The following is an 18,201-nucleotide window of genomic DNA, read 5'->3' as shown; positions in this document are numbered from 1 at the left end:
GCAAGCCCGCTCCCACATGGACAGCGTAAATCCTGTGGGAGCGTGGCTTGCCCGCGATGCAGGCGACGCGGTCTCAAGCCTACCGATTGGCATACATCCGACACTCCGCCAGCAACGCCAGCAAATTCGGATCGCGCTCCTTGGCCTTCAAAAACACCACGCCGATGTGCTGCTGCAAGCGGTATTTTTCCTGCAACGGGATGAGCTTCACCCGGTTCTCGTACACCGCCGCAATCCTCCCCGGCAGCAACGCATAACCCACGCCCGAACTGACCATGCTCAGCAGGGTGAAGATGTCGTTGACCTGCATCGCCACCTTCGGCTCGAACCCCGCCTGCTCGAATACCCGTTTGCCGTCCTGGTGCGTGGCGAAGCCCTGGGTCAGGGTGATGAAGGTTTCATCGCGAACCTCGGCCAGGTCCACTTCGGCGCGTTGCGCGAACTTCGAATCGGCCGGTGTGGCGAGGAAAATGTCGTCGGAGAACAGCGGAATGTGTTCCAGGTCCGGGTCGATGATGCTGTCGTCCAGCGACACCAGGATCGCATCGACTTCCATGTTCTTGAGCTTGTACAGCAGGTCGAAATTGGAACCGAGAATCAGGTCGATGTTGAGCTCGCTGCGGCGGATTTTCAGGCCCATGATCAACTGCGGCACGGTCTTCACCGTCAATGAATACAGCGAACCCAACTTGAAGCGCTCAGCGGAAAAACCGGCCGCCTCGCGGGTCAGGCGCACGCTCTCGACGACGTCCTGAATCAGCTTCTGCGCCCGCTCTTCCAGCACGTAGGCGCTTTCCAGCGGCGTCAGATTGCGCCCTTCGTGTTTGAACAGCGGGCAGCGCAGGGCGCTTTCCAGCGAGTGGATGGCGCGGTGAACGCTGACGTTGCTGGTCTGCAACTCGACGGCGGCCCGGGCAAGGTTGCCGGTGCGCATGAAGGCCAGGAACACCTCAAGCTTTTTCAGGGTCAACTCTTCATCGATCAGCATGGGGCAGACTCTTATTGGAATGACCTGATTGTAAGGCTCTTTGTGGGAGCTGCCGAAGGCTGCGATCTTTTGCTGTTGGTTTTTAAGATCAAAAGATCGCAGCCTTCGGCAGCTCCTACAGGGGATTTCGTTGTATGGAAACATTGCGCTTTTAGGCTTGAGGCCTGAGCCTTGCGCACTGCGGTAACGAATGTCGAGGTAAGTAACGCATGTATCACGGGGAAAGATTGAACGCCTGGACGCATTTGGTCGGCGCGGTGGCGGCGACGGTCGGCGTGGTGTGGATGCTGGTCATCGCCAGTATGGACGGCAGTCCGTGGAAGATCGTCAGCGTGGCGATCTACGGTTTTACCTTGATGTCGCTGTACAGCGCATCGACTGTTTACCACAGCGTGCGCGGGCGCAAGAAAGCGATCATGCAGAAGGTCGATCACTTCTCGATCTACCTGTTGATTGCCGGCAGCTATACACCTTTCTGTCTGGTGACCCTGCGCGGGCCGTGGGGCTGGACGTTGTTCGGGATTGTCTGGGGGTTGGCGTTGATCGGCATCCTGCAGGAGATCAAGCCACGTTCCGAAGCGCGCATTCTGTCGATCGTGATTTATGCGGTGATGGGCTGGATCGTGTTGGTTGCAGTCAAGCCACTGCTGGCGGCACTGGGCAGCGCCGGGTTTGCCTGGTTGGCGTCGGGCGGCGTGTTGTACACCGTGGGCATCATCTTTTTTGCCCTCGACCATCGCCTGCGCCATGCCCACGGGATCTGGCATCTGTTCGTGATCGCCGGGAGTTTGCTGCACTTTGTGGCGATTCTGTTTTATGTCCTTTAGACCGAGTCGCGGCCAATCGCTAGCAGGGCTAGCTCCCACAGGAGATTTCCAGTGAACATGAAATGGGACACCCAAAATTCAATGTGGGAACTAGCCTGCTAGCGATGGCGGCCTAGAAGTCCCCCCAAAGCTGCTGGGCCACCGCCAACGCCACAACCGGCGCGGTTTCGGTGCGCAGCACGCGGGGGCCGAGGCGGGCAGCATGAAAACCGCTGGCCTTGGCTTGTTCGACTTCAGCATCGGACAACCCACCTTCGGGGCCGATCAGGAAGGCCAACGTTGCAGGCTTGGCGTGGCTCACCAGCGGCTCGGCCACCGGATGCAGTACCAGCTTCAATTCAGCTTCAGTCTGCTTCAACCAGTCAGCCAACAGCATCGGCGGATGAATCACCGGCACCCTTGAACGACCACACTGCTCGCACGCGCTGATCGCCACCTGACGCCAGTGCAGCAAGCGTTTGTCGGCGCGCTCGTCTTTGAGCCGTACTTCGCAGCGGTCGCTGAAAATCGGGGTGATTTCGGTGACGCCCAGTTCGGTGGCTTTCTGAATCGCCCAATCCATTCGCTCACCACGGGACAAGCCCTGGCCGAGATGAATCTGCAGCGGCGATTCGACCTGGCCGGCGAAGCTTTCATCGATCTGCACCACCACGCGCTTCTTGCCGACTTCAAGCAACCGGGCGCGAAACTCCTGGCCCGAACCGTCAAACAACTGCAACGGGTCGCCCTCGGCCATGCGCAGCACGCGGCTGATATAGTGGGCCTGGGCCTCGGACAGTTCGTGCTCGCCAGTGCTCAGGGGGGCGTCGATGAAGAAGCGGGACAGTCTCATGAAGGGTCTCTGGAAAAGTATTGGATCGGTGTGACTTCTGTGGGAGCGAGCCTGCTCGCGATGACGATCTGACATTCAACATTGATGTCGGCTGAAAGACCGCTATCGCGAGCAGGCTCGCTCCCACATTGACCGCATTATCAACCCGGATCGCGGAACCCCGGATGGAAATCCTTCGGTACTGCCACGCTGACGCTGTCGCGGGTGGCGATGTCGATGCCTTCGCTGGCCACTTCGGCCAGGAAGTCGATCTGCTCCGGGGTGATCACATACGGCGGCAGGAAATACACCACGCTGCCCAACGGACGCAGCAAGGCACCGCGCTCCAACGCATGCTGGAACACCGTCAAGCCACGACGCTCCTGCCACGGGTACGCTTCTTTAGTCGCTTTGTCTTTGACCATCTCGATGGCCAGCACCATGCCGGTCTGGCGCACTTCCGAGACATTCCGGTGATCGACCAGATGCGCGGTGGAGGAGGCCATGCGCTGGGCCAGGGCCTTGTTGTTCTCGATGACGTTGTCTTCTTCGAAGATGTCCAGCGTCGCCAACGCGGCCGCGCAGGCCAGCGGGTTGCCGGTGTAGCTGTGCGAGTGCAGGAAAGCGCGCAGGGTCGGGTAGTCGTCGTAGAACGCGCTATAGACTTCATCGGTGGTAATGCACGCCGCCAGCGGCAGGTAACCACCGGTCAGGGCCTTGGACAGGCAGAGGAAGTCCGGACGGATGCCGGCCTGCTCGCAGGCGAACATCGTCCCGGTGCGGCCGAAGCCGACGGCGATTTCGTCGTGGATCAGGTGCACGCCGTAGCGGTCGCAGGCTTCGCGCAACAGCTTGAGATACACCGGGTGGTACATGCGCATGCCGCCGGCGCCCTGGATCAGCGGCTCGACAATGACGGCAGCGACGCTGTCATGGTTCTCGGCCAGGGTCTGTTCCATGGCGGCGAACATGTTGCGCGAATGCTCTTCCCAGCTCATGCCTTCGGGGCGCAGGTAGCAATCCGGGCTCGGCACTTTGATGGTGTCCATCAGCAGCGCTTTGTAGGTTTCGGTGAACAGCGGCACGTCACCCACCGACATCGCCGCCATGGTTTCGCCGTGGTAGCTGTTGGTCAGGGTGACGAAGCGCTTCTTATTCGGCTGTCCGCGATTGAGCCAGTAGTGAAAACTCATTTTCAGCGCGACTTCGATGCAGGACGACCCGTTATCGGCATAGAAGCACCGGGTCAGGCCTTCGGGCGTCATCTTGATCAGACGCTCGGACAACTCGATCACCGGTTGATGGCTGAAACCGGCAAGGATCACGTGTTCCAGCTGATCGACCTGATCCTTGATGCGCTGGTTGATCCGCGGGTTGGCGTGGCCGAACACGTTGACCCACCAGGAACTGACCGCATCGAGGTAGCGTTTGCCTTCGAAGTCTTCCAGCCAGACGCCTTCACCGCGCTTGATCGGGATCAGCGGCAGTTGTTCGTGGTCTTTCATCTGGGTGCAGGGATGCCACAGCACCGCGAGGTCGCGTTGCATCCACTGATTATTCAGGCCCATTTTCTCTCTCCTCGAGGCGGTCCGCGGCAGGCGCGAACAAACAATCGCGCAAGCCTATGCAATGCACGCCACCGGGACAACCCATTGTGTCGATTGAGCTACTTTGTATAGGCCGATAGACGTTGCTGGCGGGCGTCAGATGCCTGACGTATCCTTCTCGGCTCTTGAGTCGTCTGGCTCGCAAAAATCGCTCATTTTTCGTGTATTTCCGGAGTTCGCTGAATGTCTGTCGGTTGGCTGCGCGCCTGTGCGCTGGTGATGTTGGGGCTGTTCAGCGTGTCTGCGCTGGCCAAGGATAAAACCGCGATCGTGATCGGTGGCGGGGTCTCGGGCCTGACGGCGGCGTATGAACTGCAAAACAAAGGCTGGCAGGTCACCCTGCTGGAAGCCAAATCGAGCCTGGGCGGCCGTTCCGGCATGGCCACCAGCGAGTGGATCGGCAACGACAAGACCCAGCCGGTGCTGAACAAATACGTATCGACCTTCAAGCTGAGCACCACGCCGGCCCCTGAGTTTGTGCGGACTCCAGGCTACTTGATCGACGGCGTGTATTACACCGCTGCCGATCTGGCCACCAAGGACCCGACCACTGCCGAAGCGCTCAAACGCTACGAAAAGACCGTTGACGACCTCGCTCGTTCGATCGATGACCCGCAAAACCCGTCGGCCAACAGCACCCTGCACGCCCTGGACCAGATCAATGTGTCCAACTGGCTGGATCGCCTGAACCTGCCGGCCACCGCCCGTCAGCTGGTGAACCAGCAGATTCGTACCCGTTATGACGAACCTTCGCGCATCTCGCTGCTGTACTTCGCTCAGCAGAGCCGTGTGTACCGCGGCGTTTCCGACCGTGACCTGCGGGCTTCGCGCCTGGTCGGTGGCAGCCCGGTGCTGGCTCAGGCCTTCGTCAAACAGCTGAAAACCATCAAGACCAGCTCGCCTGTCTCGGCGATCATCCAGGATAAGGACAGCGTCACCGTCAAAGTCGGCAGCGTTGGCTATCAGGCGGACTACGTCGTGCTGGCCGTGCCATTGCGCGCGCTGAACAAGATCCAGATGACCCCGGCGCTGGACGCTCAACACCTGGCCGCGATCAAGGGCACCAACTACGGTTGGCGCGACCAGATCATGCTGAAGTTCAAGACCCCGGTCTGGGAGCCCAAGGCGCGCATGTCCGGCGAAATCTTCAGCAACGCCGGCCTTGGCATGTTGTGGATCGAGCCAGCCCTGAAGGGCGGCGCCAACGTGGTGATCAACCTGTCGGGCGACAACGCCCGCGTGATGCAAGCGTTTGGCGACAAGCAAATGGTCGATCAGGTGTTGATCCGTCTGCATGCGTTTTATCCACAGGCGCGTGGCTCGTTCACCGGCTATGAAATCCGTCGCTATAGCACCGACCCTTCGATGGGTGGCGCTTACCTGGCCTTCGGTCCAGGCCAGATCAGCAAATACTGGCGTCTGTGGGAACGTCCGATCCAGCGCGTAGCGTTCGCTGGCGAACACACCGACACCCTGTACCCGGGCACCCTGGAAGGCGCATTGCGCACCGGCCAGCGTGCTGCCAGTCAGGTTGAAGACCTGGCAGCAGGCAAGTCCTTCGAACCTGCGAAAGTCGTACCGGCAGCTGCTGCGGCAGCGGCAGGCGCTGGCGCGGCGGCGAAGAAGGGCAACTTCTTCACCAACCTGTTCGGCGGCTCGGATGACGAGAAAAAGCCAGAGCCGGTCAAGGCACCTGAGCCTGTTGCACCACCAGCCCCGGCGCCTGCTCCAGCCCCGGTCGCTGCACCGGCGCCGGTTGAAGCTCCGAAGCCTGCAACACCGGTGAAAGCAGAACCGGCCAAGAAAGCTCCCGCCAAGACCCCGGCAAAACCGGCCGCCAAGACCGAGGCCAAAAAAGCCCCGGCCAAAGCCCCGGTGAAGAAAACCGAGCCGGCCAAGAAGCCCGCGGCCAAACCGGCCGCGACGACTGAGACCAAAGCTCAGTAACGTTCAGGTATATAAAAGCGCGGCCCGAGGGCCGCGCTTTTTTTTGCTCATTTATCAGACGTCGTGATTCATGATCCCGGTCCTACACACTCCGAATACATATCAGACTCTTCCCACAATTTAATCAGAAGTAAATGATGGATGATGAAGGGCGTTGAAATCTATGCTTTTCAAAACTCCGGAGGGTATATGAAAGCACTAGTGGTGATAATGTTATTGATGTCACTTTATGGTTGTAAGGGTGGTGAGTTTTCCCTGAAGGATACGGTCATGAGCTGGCCTATAAATGTGATATCAATCCATATGATTCTGATTGCTTACAACCACCTCCCATTTACAAAGGTCCTTAGAAGTTAAAGTCATTCAAAGCGATTAAAGAGGGCCCAGCGAAAATTTCCATTCATGAATCTGTTTACCATCCGGTAGCACTTTTACCCACCTTTGCTTGGACTTTGGAATTCGACCAGGGACAAAGCCAAAGCGCGCCCAGCACAGGTTTCCCGTGCGCTGATCGTAAATGACCAAATTGCCGTCGTCTTGCATGACCATACAAGCGTTGTACCAAAGCGATTTATCAATGCTGTGAGTGCTGTCAGCGATCCATAAACGCCTTCTGGACGGGTCATAAAGAAAACCATTGTTGCTGATCACAAACATCACGGGTTCACGCATTTTTTTCGGATATAACGTTCTGCTGTAAATCTGATTGCCATCTGCAATCCAGATCACGGCACCGTTGTCGGTGATTACTAAATTGCCATCCACTTTCAGTACCAAGCGAAATCGTCCGTTTGGGGACATGAGATATTGCCCAGGTGTCATTGTTTGGTTGGGAGGCAGTACTGGCGAGCCACTCGCTTGAAACGGCGTATATCTGATAGCCATGGTTCATTCCTTGATCAATGAGTTGTTGAGTGCTCATTGAATCAAGTCCAACTTTGTAAGTTGCGGTACATATGTATTGCAAACTAATTAACCAAGCCACATCGCGACTCCACGTAGCAGCTGCCGAAGGCTGCGTTCGGCTGCGCAGGTGGTCTATCTGACAGACCGCGAGTTTTGACTTTGCGCCTGCTTCGCAGCCGAACGCAGCCTTCGGCAGCTGCTACAGGTTGCATTCTGCTCAAGGGCCGTGTGGTGGGTCGAAAAAAAACGGTGGCAGCCATCGAATAAAAATTTTGATACAGGTGTTGTCTGTTTTGTATTCACTTTTTTTCACAATTTCGGCTTTAATCTTTCCTTAACTTGCTTGCTGCAGGGTCTTGATCGCATTTATCGATATTTCAAAGCGAAATTTTCGGCTTTAATTCGATAGATAAATCGATAGTCTTGGGCCAGCACTTACAGGATCTAGGCAATGCAGCTACGAAACTCTACCTCCCGTTACGGCTGGGTCAGCATCTTCATGCACTGGGGTGTGGCACTGGCGGTCGTCGGTTTGTTCGCGCTCGGGTTGTGGATGGTCGGGCTCGACTACTACAGCACTTGGCGTAAAGACGCGCCGGACCTGCACAAGAGTATCGGCCTGGTGTTGCTGGGTGTGATGGTGCTGCGGGTGTTGTGGCGTTTTATCAGCCCGCCGCCACCGACCCTGTCCAGCTACAGCCGCATGACGCGCCTCGGCGCCAAGTTCGGCCATGGCTTTCTGTATCTCAGTCTGTTTGCTGTGATGGTTGCCGGTTACCTGATTTCCACCGCAGACGGTGTCGGTATCCCGGTGTTTGGCTTGTTTGAAGTCCCTGCGCTGGTATCCGGACTGCCGGACCAGGCAGATACCGCTGGCGTGATTCACTTCTACCTGGCGTGGGCGTTGGTAATTTTTTCCGGCCTCCATGCGTTGGCAGCATTGAAGCACCACTTTATCGACCGTGATGTGACCCTCAAACGAATGCTGGGTCGCAAAGCCTGAAGTTCAACCTCGACTCCAAAGGAAAACAAAGTATGTTGAAAAAGACTCTGGCCGCTCTGGCAATCGGCTCCGCCCTGTTGTCCGCCGGTAACGTAATGGCCGCTGACTACGTGGTCGACAAAGAAGGCCAGCACGCCTTCGTTGACTTCAAGATCAGCCACCTGGGCTACAGCTTCATCACCGGTACTTTCAAGGACATCGACGGCAAGTTCAGCTTCGACGCTGCCAAGCCTGAAGACAGCAAGATCGAGTTCAACGTGAACACCGCCAGCGTGTTCACCAATCATGCCGAGCGCGATAAGCACATCGCCAGTGGTGATTTCCTCAACGCAGGCAAGTTCGCCAAAGCCACCTTCGTTTCCACCAGCGTCAAATCCACCGGCAAGAACGCCGCTGGCAAAGACACTGCCGACGTGGCTGGCGACCTGACCATCGCAGGCGTGACCAAGCCAGTCGTGGTCAAGGCCACTTTCCTGGGTGAAGGCAAGGATCCATGGGGCGGCTACCGTGCCGGTTTCGAAGGCACTACCAGCATCAAGCGTTCCGATTTCGGCAAGCAGAAAGACCTGGGCCCAGCGTCCGATGCCGTTGAGCTGTACGTATCCTTTGAAGGTGTGAAGGCGAAGTAATGCTGAGACTGTAGGAGCTGCCGCAGGCTGCGATCTTTTGATCGTTTAAAAGATCGCAGCTTGCGGCAGCTCCTACAAAAGCACTTTGCGGCCATAAAAAAATGCCCCGACTCTCACGAGCCGGGGCATTTTTTATGGCAGTGTTAAATCAGCGATTGCGGGTCAGCAACGCCGGTTTTTCACCACGAGGACGGCTTGGCAGTTGATCCAGTTGCTCAGGTGTCGGGAAGCGGTCAGCCTTCGACTCCTTGTGCATGATCTTCGGTGCCGGACCGCGCGGGTTCTGCACGGCCGGTTCCGAACGCGGCTGGTCGTCACGTGCCGGGCGACGGTTGCGCGAATCTTCGCGACGGGCCTGGCCGTCACGTGGCGCACCATTGCGTGGGCCACTGCGCTTGGCCGGTGGAGTGCCGGTGGTGGCGCCATCGCTGTTGCGTGGACCGCTCTGACGACCCTGTGGCTTGCCGCCACGCGGTGCGCCTGCACCAGCAGCCGTGCCTTGTGCCGGAGCACCCGGACGACGGCCACGGCCCTGAGCCGGCTTTTGCTGCGGAACGTAGTCGACGCGGTTACCGAAGTTATCGATATCGTCGTCCAGGAACTCGTCCGGTGCACGGTCAGCAGCGGCACGAGGCGGCTGCGACGGACGCTGTTCGCGGGCCGGGGTGCCTTCGCGTGGCTTCTGCTGACGGGCAGGACGCTCGCCGCGTTCGCCCGACGCCGGTTTTTCCTTGCCCTTGTCCTTGCCTTTGTCTTTACGGCCGCCACCGCCGCCACCGCCATTCGGACCGTCGCCGCGCGGGCCACGTGGGTTGCGCGGGTTGCGCATGTCCGGACGCTCGCGCACTTCAGGCTTTTCGGCCTCAATGGTGCTGGCATCGAAACCCATCAGGTCGCCATCGGCGATTTTCTGCTTGGTCATGCGCTCGATGCTTTTCAGCAGTTTTTCTTCATCCGGGGCGACCAGCGAAATCGCCTCGCCCGAACGACCGGCACGGCCGGTACGACCGATGCGGTGCACGTAGTCTTCATCGACGTTTGGCAGTTCGAAGTTGACCACGTGTGGCAACTGGTCGATGTCCAGGCCGCGAGCGGCGATGTCGGTGGCGACCAGGATGCGCACGGTGCCGGCCTTGAAGTCGGCCAGGGCTTTGGTGCGGGCGTTCTGGCTCTTGTTACCGTGGATCGCGACGGCGCTCAGGCCGTGCTTGTCCAGGTACTCGGCCAGGCGGTTGGCGCCGTGCTTGGTGCGGGTGAAGACCAGCACTTGTTCCCAGGCGCCTGCGGTGATCAGGTGCGCCAGCAGCGAACGCTTGTGGCTGGCCGGCAGGCGGAATACGCGCTGTTCGATACGCTCGACCGTGGTGTTCGGTGGCGTGACTTCGATGCGTTCCGGGTTGTGCAGCAGTTTGCCGGCGAGGTCGGTGATGTCTTTGGAGAACGTCGCCGAGAACAGCAGGTTCTGACGTTTGGCAGGCAGGCGCGCCAGGACTTTCTTCACGTCATGGACGAAGCCCATGTCGAGCATGCGGTCGGCTTCGTCCAGTACGAGGATTTCCACGTGGGACAGGTCGACGCTGCCTTGGCCGGCGAGGTCGAGCAAGCGACCAGGGCAGGCCACGAGCACGTCTACGCCACGGGACATGGCCTGAACCTGAGGGTTCATGCCGACGCCGCCGAAGATGCAGGCGCTGACGAATTTCAGGTCACGGGCATAGACCTTGAAGCTTTCGTGTACTTGCGCCGCGAGTTCGCGAGTTCGCGAGTCGGGGTCAGGACCAGTACGCGTGGCTGGCGCGGGCCGTGACGCTGGGATTTGTCCGGGTGACCGTTGGGGAACAACCGCTCCAGGATCGGAAGGGCGAAACCGCCGGTTTTACCGGTACCTGTCTGTGCCGCGACCATCAGATCGCGACCTTGCAACACGGCGGGAATGGCCCGCTGTTGCACCGGAGTAGGCTCGGTATAGCCCGCTGCCTCGATGGCGCGGACTAAAGCCTCGGAGAGACCGAGGGAAGCAAAGGACATGAGTAATCCTGTTCTAAGTTAGGGCTTGGCCCAATGGGAGTCTTGCCTGGCGCGAATAGCGTTTAAGAGGACGCAATCCCGTCCGGTCCTGCTTCGGTCACGAAAGCTCGTCTGGAGCGCTCGCGCGGGCTGCAAAGCTGCGCTGTAGCGGGGTCGAGATGCCTTTACGATTCCGAGCGTCCGGGCGTGAGCCTGGCGGGAACGCCGGAGTATAACAGAGCAATCACTGCGCGCCGCTTTCCTGCTGCTCAACGGTTTTTGCGGTAGTGGCCGTGGCCCTTGCAGAACTCAAGGCGTTTGGCGGCGCGGCACCATACCGCGCACTCAGCTCCGCGTAGGCGGGCTCACGTTTGAACCGCTTGAGTTCGGCCCCGAAACGCTGCACCAGCAAATCCATGCCGGCATTGCGGCGCACCGCCAGGAACTGGCTTTGCTGGCTGATGATTGCCGGGTTTTCGGTGATCTTGTCGCGTATGTTCAGTTCGTCGAGCAAGTGCTGGCCGACTCGGCGATCGGTGATCAGCAGGTCGATTCGGCCACGGACCAACTTGCCGAAATTCGCTTCATGGCTCGGCGCCGGTTCGCGGGTGAACAGCGTCGAGTCGCGGAAATCCTGGCTGTACAGGTAACCGGGCGAGGTGCCGATGGTCAGGCCGCGCAGTTCGTCGAGGGTACGGAATGGATGGGGCCGGTCGTTGGCGTAGAACATCACGAACTGCACTTCCGACAGCGGTTCGCTGGGGTAGAGCAGGGTCGCATCGCGTTCGTCGCTGTGGAAAATATCCAGCGCGCCGTCCGCCTGACCCGATTCGAGCATCGACAGGCAGCGCTTCCACGGCAGGAATTGCCATTCCACTTCGATGCCCAGGCGCTTGAAGACAATCGCGGTAGTTTCGTAGTCCAGCCCCAGGGCGTTGCCATTCTCTTCGTAGACGTAAGGTGCCCACGGTTCCGTGACAATGCGCAGCTTCTCGCCCCGAGCGGCGAAGCTCAGGCAAGTGAAAACAAGCAGGGCGAATAACTGCGTGATCAAAGGCATGGGATTGAGATTACGACGAGAAACAGGAAAGAGCCAGAACCGGGAACCAGAAGCTCTATCTCCGAGTGTTGCGTCACAATAAATGCAAAAGATCGCAGCCTTCGGCAGCTCCTGCATGGGGACGTGTAACCCCTGTAGGAGCTGCCGAAGGCTGCGATCTTTTGCTCTTGCCTTTACCGCTTTTGCTTAACGCGGCAACTTCAGGTTGTTCCACACCGCCAGGCTCGCTTCAGCCTGATTCAGTGTGTAGAAGTGCAGGCCCGGGGCGCCACCTTCGAGCAGTCGTTCGCACATCTCGGTGATGACTTGCTCGCCGAAACGCTGAATGCTCGCGGTGTCGTCGCCGTACGCTTCCAGCTGCTTGCGGATCCAGCGCGGGATTTCCGCACCGCAGGCATCGGAGAAGCGCGCCAGCTTGCTGTAGTTGGTGATCGGCATGATGCCCGGCACGATCGGGATGTTCACGCCCAACGCCCGCACACGCTCGACAAAGTAGAAGTAGCTGTCGGCGTTGAAGAAGTACTGGGTGATCGCACTGTCGGCGCCGGCGTTGGCCTTGCGCACGAAATTAGCGATATCGTCTTCGAAGTTGCGCGCTTGCGGATGCATTTCCGGGTAAGCGGCGACTTCGATGTGGAAATGGTCGCCGGTCTCTTCACGAATGAATTCAACCAGGTCATTGGCGTGGCGCATTTCGCCGCTGGCCATGCCCATGCCGGAAGGCAGGTCACCGCGCAGGGCAACGATACGCTTGATGCCGGCCGCTTTGTATTGGCTCAGCAGGCCGCGCAGGTCGTCCTTGCTGTCGCCCACACAAGACAGGTGCGGTGCGGCAGGAACTTTGACTTCGCTTTCAAGCTGCAAAACGGTGTTCAGCGTGCGATCACGGGTCGAACCGCCGGCGCCGTAGGTGCAGGAGAAGAAATCAGGATTGTAAGTGGCCAACTGGCGAGCAGTGGCGAGCAGCTTTTCATGCCCAGCATCGGTCTTCGTAGGGAAGAACTCGAAGCTGTAGCGACGATCTTGGGACATGGTCATATCCTTGGAAACACGTAAGCCTGACGCAAGCTCCATGCAGGAGCTGCCGCAGGCTGCGATCTTTTAAGATCAAAGGATCGCAGGCTTCGCCAGCTCCTGCAAAGAGCGTTTACACAGCGCCGATCAGTAGCGGTAAGCGTGCGGCTTGAACGGACCTTCGACGGTCACGCCGATGTACTCGGCCTGGGTCTTGGTCAGTTGAGTCACGACGCCGCCGAAGCCACGGACCATTTCCAGGGCCACTTCTTCGTCGAGTTTCTTCGGCAGTACTTCTACGGTCAGGCGCTCGGCTTTCTGGGCTGGCGACAGGTCGGCGTACTTCTGGCCGAACAGGAAGATCTGTGCCAGAACCTGGTTGGCGAACGAACCGTCCATGATACGGCTTGGGTGACCGGTAGCATTGCCCAGGTTAACCAGACGGCCTTCAGCCAGCAGGATCAGGTAGTCATCGTTCTGCGGGTCGAAATCGCCAGCGCCGGTACGGTGAATTTTGTGAACCTGTGGCTTCACTTCTTCCCATGCCCAGTTCTTGCGCATGAAAGCGGTGTCGATTTCGTTGTCGAAGTGGCCGATGTTGCAGACAACAGCGCGCTTCTTCAGGGCTTTGAGCATGTTCGAGTCGCAAACATTGACGTTGCCCGTGGTGGTCACGATCAGGTCGATCTTGCCCAGCAGTGCTTTGTCGATGCTGGCTTCGGTGCCGTTGTTGATACCGTCGATGAACGGCGATACCACTTCGAAACCGTCCATGCAGGCTTGCATGGCGCAGATCGGGTCGACTTCGGAGACTTTAACGATCATGCCTTCCTGACGCAGGGACTGAGCGGAGCCCTTGCCCACGTCGCCGTAGCCGATGACCAGCGCTTGCTTGCCGGACAACAGGTGGTCGGTGCCGCGCTTGATCGCATCGTTCAGGCTGTGACGGCAGCCGTACTTGTTGTCGTTCTTGCTCTTGGTGACCGAGTCGTTGACGTTGATGGCCGGGATCTTCAGCTCGCCCTTGGCCAGCATGTCGAGCAGGCGGTGCACGCCGGTGGTGGTTTCTTCGGTCACGCCGTGGACGCGATCCAGAACCTGAGGGTACTTCTTGTGCAGCAACTCGGTCAGGTCGCCGCCGTCGTCGAGGATCATGTTGGCATCCCAAGGCGCGCCATCTTTGAGGATGGTTTGCTCCAGGCACCACTCGTACTCTTCTTCGGTTTCACCTTTCCAGGCGAAAACCGGGATGCCGGCAGCAGCGATGGCAGCAGCGGCTTGGTCCTGAGTCGAGAAAATGTTGCAGGACGACCAGCGTACTTCGGCACCCAGGGCAACCAGGGTTTCGATCAGCACGGCAGTCTGAATGGTCATGTGGATGCAGCCAAGGATCTTCGCGCCCTTGAGCGGTTGCTCGGCGGAGTACTTGTTACGCAGACCCATCAGTGCCGGCATTTCGGATTCGGCGATGATGGTTTCGCGACGGCCCCAGGCAGCCAGGGACATGTCGGCGACTTTGTAATCGTTAAAATCTGCAGGCGTGATAACAGCGCTCATGAAGAGCCTCCATTCGTAATGTATGCGAATGGGCGCCGTTGTGCGTTTAGTGTCCAGCCAGTAAAGGCCGGGCAACGCCCCATCCGAGCCTGACAGGTCGAACCTGCTGCAGCGCCCCTCGGACAGGTGGCGGGAAACGGTATCAAGTGATGATGACCGTTTTGAAACGGAGGCGATTATAGCGGGCTATGCTGATCTTCCAAAGCGTTTCTGTTGGTCAATGTCCGAACGGTAATCGAGGCCATAGGCGATGCCTGATAGAGCTCTAGGCCGGGCTCTGCCATGATGGTCAGCATCATTCGGCAAGACGCTCAGGAGTGAATATGAATTTCCACACCCGCAAATGGGTTAAACCCGAAGACCTCAACCCCAACGGCACGCTGTTTGGCGGCAGTCTTCTGCGCTGGATCGACGAAGAAGCGGCCATTTACGCCATCGTCCAGTTGGGCAACCAGCGCGTGGTCACCAAGTACATTTCAGAAATCAATTTCGTCAGCGCTTCGCGTCAGGGCGACATCATCGAGCTCGGCATCACCGCCACCGAATTCGGTCGCACCTCAATCACCCTGACCTGCGAAGTGCGCAACAAGATCACTCGCAAGAGCATTCTCACCGTTGAAAAAATGGTGTTTGTGAACCTCGGTGAAGACGGCTTGCCGGCGCCCCATGGCCGAACCGAGATCAAGTACGTCAAAGATCAGTTCAAGGAAGATGAAGCCGTCGAATAATTCGAGGATGACGAACGGAATCTGAACCGCGCGGGTCGTAACTACATCGCACGCCAGCGGTTCAGGAGTTCTATGGACACTCGTAAAGACGGCAAGACCCCCGACCTCTCCGCCAAAGAGCAGCACGAGGTCGAAAAAAACCAGCCACCGCGCGCGGCGGTGCTGCACGAAATCATCCGCACCCAGGGCGATCAGGAACTCGAACGCAGCATCGCCGCGCTGTGGTGGTCGGCGCTGGCGGCCGGGTTGACCATGGGCTTGTCACTGATGGCAATGGGATTGCTCAACTCCCGATTGCCGGACGACGAAGGCTTCAAGGTGATTGCCAGTTTCGGCTACTGCGCCGGTTTTCTTGCGGTGATCCTCGCCCGCCAGCAACTGTTCACCGAAAACACCCTGACCGCCGTGCTGCCAATCATGAGCAAACCCACACTGGGCAATTTCGGTCGATTGCTGCGGCTGTGGGGGGTGGTGCTGTTCGGTAACCTCTGCGGCACCTTGCTGGTGGCCTACGTCATGCTGGAGTTGCCGATTTTCGACAGCAAGACCGACGAGGCCTTCCTCGACATCGGCCGCAAGGTCATGGAGAACCACACCAGCCAGATGTTCGCCAAGGGCATCATTTCGGGCTGGATGATTGCGACCATGGTCTGGATGATCCCGTCCATGGAGAGCGCCAAGATGTGGATCATCATTCTCATCACCTACTTCATGGCGCTGGGTGATTTCACTCACATTGTGGTTGGCTCGTTGGAGGTCTCGTACCTGGTGTTCGCCGGTGAGCTGCCATGGCAGGATTTTTTTCTGGTGTTCGCAGGCCCGACGCTGGCGGGCAACATCATTGGTGGCAGCTTTATTTTTGCGCTGATCAGTCATGCGCAAATCCGTAGCGAAAGCGGTGCGCCGAAGGAAAAAAATGGTGGCAAGGCCGACACGGACTCTCCCGAAGAAACCAGCCGGCGGTCATGACGAGCGAGCAGGGTGAATTGCTCGCCCGAGCCAGTCCGGCGGTTGTGTTTATCGGTCTGGAATCAACCATGCCCGAGCTTGATCGACGGTGGTCGAGTTGAATGTGCGTGACAACGATGGAAGGCTGCGCGAGACGTACTGATCGGCAATTTGGTTGAGCGCAGCGTTGAAGTCTGTGGGATTTTTCGACTCGCGCAGTAGGCTGATCGCCCGAGTCAGCAGCTTGACGTTGGAATCTGGCTGGCCGAGGCGGTATAGCGAGGGGTAGATCACTTCGCGGATGAAGTTTTCGCTTTTGGTTTTAATATCGCGTACGCCCATTTCCTCGATCGCTTTGGTCAGCACGGCGGATTTCGGCCCTGCGTTCTGGGCATCGATGCGTTTAACGGCTTGAAGCAACTCCATGTAGTCCGGAGCATTTCCATGGTTCAGTTTGAGTGCCAGCCATTCAATTTTACCCGGTGTGTCGCCCAGTTGATCAAGACGGTTGATGGCCTCTATCAGTGACGCCGTAAGGCCTAGCAGGTCGGGGTACTTGGCTTTCGCCTCGATCAGGCCCTGGCTTAAATCGGCCATTAGCTGTTGAGCTTGCTGGCGGAACTGGATGATTTTTACGCTCGACTCATCGTTTTGCAGCTCGTTCGCAGCAGCGTCGAACAAAGAGTCATCGAGGGCCAAGAGTGCGCCACCGATTGAGTTGAATGTATAGGTTTCGCTGCCTTCACCGTTTTTCAGGTAATCGCTGACTTCAACTTCCAGTTTTTGCTGCAGGTGGTTCTTGAGCACCAGTTGCATGCTGAAATTTACGGTGCCGTTGACCGTGCCCCTGAAGTCACCTTTTTCAGTTTTCAGTGGAACGACGACAGTCTGCTTTTCAAAGGCTTTGAGGCTGCGCGTTTCCTGCGCGTTCCGAGCCGCATAGCTCACGCCAACGACTTTATCGGTCAAGTTCGAGATGAACGTTCCACGATCTTTTTGCAGCTCTCCATCTCCGTTCTCAAACTTGAGAATCAACTGAGCCTGTTCGCAAATCGGGCTCATAGGGAACTGAGGTTCGTAGAGGTCCACGACAGGGGTATTGAGCATGATTCCGCCATCCTGGAAGGTGGTTGACTCTCCGTCAGACTGAAAGGGCAAACTTTGTTCCGAAGGCTGCTGGAACACGAAGGGCAACGAACCTGAAATATGAGCGGCGCGGGCGACATCCATTTCCGGGGTCAGGCTGGCGTTGAACACGACCATTTGGGGGCGTCCGTCGAACATGGCTGTTCCGGTGATATGCAGTTGCTTGATTTGCGGCATGTCCTTGCTCAGTGTCGCCAGATCACCGAATGTCACATAGCCTTTGTTTTTAATCTGGTCTACGCAGTCTTTGGTTTCTGTCGAAAGATTTTTTTGCTTTTCGAAGTGCGACTGAATCGATTCGACCATTTTCTCGTGAAGCAAATTTTCCAGCGGCACGGCTTTGGATTGAAGGCGAGGCATCAGATCGAGCAGCAGCCGTCCAATGGTGCCAGTTTTCCCCGGTACCCTTGCGATGACCTTGCCAATCTCGGAGCTGACCTGCTGTATCGGTCCCAGTATTTTGCTGGAACTGTTGAGCAACTCTACGAGGTTGGTCTCGTCCGACATCTTGTCGAAGTCGGCATGCACCATGCCGCTGGCCAGAAAAGCTGCCGAAATAGCGCCGGCCGAAGAACCGGAAATGCTTTGGATGTTGTCCAGCGTCTGATAATCCCCCAGTGCTTTGACCATCCCCGAAAACGCCACGCCCTTGGCGCCTCCGCCGCTAAGAACCAGGTGTTTGATATCGGGATGCTTGAGGTCCATTTCGACCACGTCGTTTTCAAAACGACGAATCGTCAATCCACGGTCGGTCAGGGATTCAACCAGCCTTTCAGATTTTCCTTGTCCGATTCGCATGGCGCCGAACCTGAAATCATTGCAGTCAATTTCTTTCAAGTCGGTCAGAGGGCCTTGCGAGGCATTTTCCTGAAAGGTTGACGAACTGGGTGGGAGTAATTGGGGCGTGCCGATTATGTTCATGAGTGTCTCTTCCTTTGAGAACGAATTCGGAAGTTGCACTTTATGAGAGTCGAAGGGGGGTGAGAGCAGGGCGTAATGCCTTGGGACAATCGCCTCAGGACG

The 18,201-nt window shown here is 58.0% G+C and carries 14 protein-coding genes, 1 pseudogene and 1 riboswitch; of the genes and pseudogenes, 6 read left to right on the top strand and 9 right to left on the bottom strand.

Annotation, left to right across the window (positions count from 1 at the left end):
- Window positions 1–79: 79 nt before the first annotated feature.
- Entirely contained in the window at window positions 80–988 is a 909-nt protein-coding gene (locus KVG88_RS15160) for a LysR family transcriptional regulator (protein ID WP_217871934.1), read from the bottom strand.
- Between the two features lie 209 nt (window positions 989–1,197).
- Here KVG88_RS15160 and trhA point away from each other — a divergent pair, with 209 nt between their 5' ends.
- Window positions 1,198–1,815: a PAQR family membrane homeostasis protein TrhA gene (trhA, locus tag KVG88_RS15155; protein ID WP_056853953.1), complete on the top strand. Its 618-nt coding sequence runs from the start codon at window positions 1,198–1,200 to the stop codon at window positions 1,813–1,815.
- 112 nt (window positions 1,816–1,927) lie between these two features.
- Here trhA and KVG88_RS15150 read toward each other — a convergent pair whose 3' ends face one another.
- Entirely contained in the window at window positions 1,928–2,647 is a 720-nt protein-coding gene (locus KVG88_RS15150; protein ID WP_217871933.1) for a 16S rRNA (uracil(1498)-N(3))-methyltransferase, read from the bottom strand.
- Between the two features lie 140 nt (window positions 2,648–2,787).
- Window positions 2,788–4,194, bottom strand: a complete 1,407-nt coding sequence (locus KVG88_RS15145; protein ID WP_217871932.1) for an adenosylmethionine--8-amino-7-oxononanoate transaminase — start codon at window positions 4,192–4,194, stop codon at window positions 2,788–2,790.
- A gap of 222 nt (window positions 4,195–4,416) precedes the next feature.
- Here KVG88_RS15145 and KVG88_RS15140 point away from each other — a divergent pair, with 222 nt between their 5' ends.
- Window positions 4,417–6,180, top strand: coding sequence for a flavin monoamine oxidase family protein (locus KVG88_RS15140; RefSeq protein ID WP_217871931.1), 1,764 nt, complete (start codon window positions 4,417–4,419; stop codon window positions 6,178–6,180).
- A 372-nt stretch (window positions 6,181–6,552) separates the two neighbouring features.
- Here the strand turns inward: KVG88_RS15140 and llpB are convergent, their stop codons facing one another.
- Window positions 6,553–7,065, bottom strand: a complete 513-nt coding sequence (llpB, locus tag KVG88_RS15135) for a lectin-like bacteriocin LlpB (RefSeq protein ID WP_217871930.1) — start codon at window positions 7,063–7,065, stop codon at window positions 6,553–6,555.
- Window positions 7,066–7,537: 472 nt separating this feature from the next.
- On the opposite strand from llpB, the gene KVG88_RS15130 reads away from it, so the two are divergent.
- Both KVG88_RS15130 and KVG88_RS15125 read left to right on the top strand, forming a co-directional pair.
- Window positions 7,538–8,089: a cytochrome b gene (locus KVG88_RS15130; protein WP_150701726.1), complete on the top strand. Its 552-nt coding sequence runs from the start codon at window positions 7,538–7,540 to the stop codon at window positions 8,087–8,089.
- A gap of 32 nt (window positions 8,090–8,121) precedes the next feature.
- Window positions 8,122–8,718: a YceI family protein gene (locus tag KVG88_RS15125; RefSeq protein ID WP_150701725.1), complete on the top strand. Its 597-nt coding sequence runs from the start codon at window positions 8,122–8,124 to the stop codon at window positions 8,716–8,718.
- A gap of 148 nt (window positions 8,719–8,866) precedes the next feature.
- Here KVG88_RS15125 and rhlE2 read toward each other — a convergent pair.
- From rhlE2 to ahcY, 4 genes and pseudogenes are all read right to left on the bottom strand, one after another.
- A pseudogene (gene rhlE2, locus KVG88_RS15120) lies at window positions 8,867–10,746 on the bottom strand (RNA helicase RhlE2).
- A gap of 223 nt (window positions 10,747–10,969) precedes the next feature.
- Window positions 10,970–11,785, bottom strand: a complete 816-nt coding sequence (locus tag KVG88_RS15115) for a substrate-binding periplasmic protein (RefSeq protein WP_217871929.1) — start codon at window positions 11,783–11,785, stop codon at window positions 10,970–10,972.
- Between the two features lie 186 nt (window positions 11,786–11,971).
- On the bottom strand, window positions 11,972–12,817 hold the full coding sequence (gene metF, locus KVG88_RS15110; RefSeq protein ID WP_150701722.1) for a methylenetetrahydrofolate reductase [NAD(P)H]: 846 nt from the start codon (window positions 12,815–12,817) through the stop codon (window positions 11,972–11,974).
- A gap of 129 nt (window positions 12,818–12,946) precedes the next feature.
- A complete protein-coding gene (gene ahcY, locus KVG88_RS15105; protein ID WP_150701721.1) occupies window positions 12,947–14,356 on the bottom strand; it encodes an adenosylhomocysteinase in 1,410 nt (469 codons plus the stop codon).
- A 23-nt stretch (window positions 14,357–14,379) separates the two neighbouring features.
- A riboswitch (S-adenosyl-L-homocysteine riboswitch) is annotated at window positions 14,380–14,482 on the bottom strand.
- A gap of 197 nt (window positions 14,483–14,679) precedes the next feature.
- Here ahcY and KVG88_RS15100 point away from each other — a divergent pair.
- On the top strand, window positions 14,680–15,084 hold the full coding sequence (locus tag KVG88_RS15100) for an acyl-CoA thioesterase (protein ID WP_150701720.1): 405 nt from the start codon (window positions 14,680–14,682) through the stop codon (window positions 15,082–15,084).
- 72 nt (window positions 15,085–15,156) lie between these two features.
- Window positions 15,157–16,053, top strand: a complete 897-nt coding sequence (locus tag KVG88_RS15095) for a formate/nitrite transporter family protein (RefSeq protein WP_150701719.1) — start codon at window positions 15,157–15,159, stop codon at window positions 16,051–16,053.
- 48 nt (window positions 16,054–16,101) lie between these two features.
- On the opposite strand, the gene KVG88_RS15090 is transcribed toward KVG88_RS15095, so the two are convergent.
- Window positions 16,102–18,099 (bottom strand): patatin-like phospholipase family protein, encoded by a 1,998-nt coding sequence (locus KVG88_RS15090; RefSeq protein WP_217871928.1) that lies wholly within the window; start codon window positions 18,097–18,099, stop codon window positions 16,102–16,104.
- Window positions 18,100–18,201 lie beyond the last annotated feature (102 nt).

This window comes from Pseudomonas azerbaijanoccidentalis (genome assembly GCF_019145495.1).
GTDB lineage: Bacteria > Pseudomonadota > Gammaproteobacteria > Pseudomonadales > Pseudomonadaceae > Aquipseudomonas > Aquipseudomonas azerbaijanoccidentalis.
The sequence above is the reverse complement of the archived record's forward strand: the minus strand, read 5'-3'. Positions and strand labels throughout refer to the sequence as shown.

Bases quoted from the DNA above. Each gene is read 5' to 3' on its own strand.
- ahcY (WP_150701721.1), bottom strand. From the start codon at position 14,356: ATGAGCGCTGTTATCACGCCTGCAGATTTTAACGATTACAAAGTCGCC.
- KVG88_RS15140 (WP_217871931.1), top strand. From the start codon at position 4,417: ATGTCTGTCGGTTGGCTGCGCGCCTGTGCGCTGGTGATGTTGGGGCTG.
- llpB (WP_217871930.1), bottom strand. From the start codon at position 7,065: ATGGCTATCAGATATACGCCGTTTCAAGCGAGTGGCTCGCCAGTACTG.
- KVG88_RS15145 (WP_217871932.1), bottom strand. From the start codon at position 4,194: ATGGGCCTGAATAATCAGTGGATGCAACGCGACCTCGCGGTGCTGTGG.
- KVG88_RS15095 (WP_150701719.1), top strand. From the start codon at position 15,157: ATGGACACTCGTAAAGACGGCAAGACCCCCGACCTCTCCGCCAAAGAG.
- KVG88_RS15150 (WP_217871933.1), bottom strand. From the start codon at position 2,647: ATGAGACTGTCCCGCTTCTTCATCGACGCCCCCCTGAGCACTGGCGAG.
- KVG88_RS15125 (WP_150701725.1), top strand. From the start codon at position 8,122: ATGTTGAAAAAGACTCTGGCCGCTCTGGCAATCGGCTCCGCCCTGTTG.
- metF (WP_150701722.1), bottom strand. From the start codon at position 12,817: ATGTCCCAAGATCGTCGCTACAGCTTCGAGTTCTTCCCTACGAAGACC.
- KVG88_RS15130 (WP_150701726.1), top strand. From the start codon at position 7,538: ATGCAGCTACGAAACTCTACCTCCCGTTACGGCTGGGTCAGCATCTTC.
- KVG88_RS15090 (WP_217871928.1), bottom strand. From the start codon at position 18,099: ATGAACATAATCGGCACGCCCCAATTACTCCCACCCAGTTCGTCAACC.
- KVG88_RS15115 (WP_217871929.1), bottom strand. From the start codon at position 11,785: ATGCCTTTGATCACGCAGTTATTCGCCCTGCTTGTTTTCACTTGCCTG.
- KVG88_RS15100 (WP_150701720.1), top strand. From the start codon at position 14,680: ATGAATTTCCACACCCGCAAATGGGTTAAACCCGAAGACCTCAACCCC.
- KVG88_RS15160 (WP_217871934.1), bottom strand. From the start codon at position 988: ATGCTGATCGATGAAGAGTTGACCCTGAAAAAGCTTGAGGTGTTCCTG.
- trhA (WP_056853953.1), top strand. From the start codon at position 1,198: ATGTATCACGGGGAAAGATTGAACGCCTGGACGCATTTGGTCGGCGCG.